This is a genomic window from Vibrio fujianensis, from assembly GCF_002749895.1.
Classification (GTDB): Bacteria; Pseudomonadota; Gammaproteobacteria; order Enterobacterales; family Vibrionaceae; genus Vibrio; species Vibrio fujianensis.
Window position 1 is genome coordinate 44,179 of the sequence record NZ_NBUS01000033.1, and the last position, 676, is coordinate 44,854.

Sequence of the window (676 nt, forward strand, 5' to 3'; positions counted from 1 at the left end):
ATTCATCAATCCGGTCGCGAAAGGTATCGAGGAACAAATGAACAACGGGGTGTTAGCGGGTTATCCTATACTGGATATCAAAGCCACACTGTTCGATGGTTCGTTCCACGATGTCGATTCAAGTGAGATGGCGTTTAAGATCGCCGGCTCTATGGCATTCAAGAAAGGGGCATTAGCAGCAAGCCCTGTTATTCTTGAGCCGTTGATGAAGGTTGAAGTAACTACTCCCGAAGATTGGATGGGTGATGTCGTCGGTGATTTAAACCGTCGTCGTGGCATCATTGAAGGTATGGATGAAGGGCCTGCGGGCTTGAAAATCATCCGTTGCCGAGTGCCTCTCGCAGAGATGTTTGGTTACGCTACCGATCTACGTTCTGCAACCCAAGGACGTGCTTCTTACTCGATGGAGTTTGCAGAGTACGCTGAGGTTCCGAAAAATATTGCAGATGCAATCATTGCAGAACGTGGTTAGCTGTTATTTGATTAATAACGAATCTATTGCGCTGACGAGCGTTGGCGCATAAAATGGCAATTTCTGGCGCGCTTTGAGTGTGCGTTACTCAAAGTGAATCATAACTAGGAAGGAACACGATCGTGTCTAAAGCAAAATTTGAACGTACGAAACCGCACGTAAACGTTGGTACTATCGGCCACGTTGACCACGGTAAAACCACTC

General features: G+C 47.0%; 1 pseudogene. It reads left to right on the forward strand.

Going from position 1 to position 676, the window contains the following annotated elements:
• Positions 1–472: pseudogene (fusA, locus tag B7C60_RS17520) on the forward strand (elongation factor G); the annotation flags it as partial.
• Positions 473–676 lie beyond the last annotated feature (204 nt).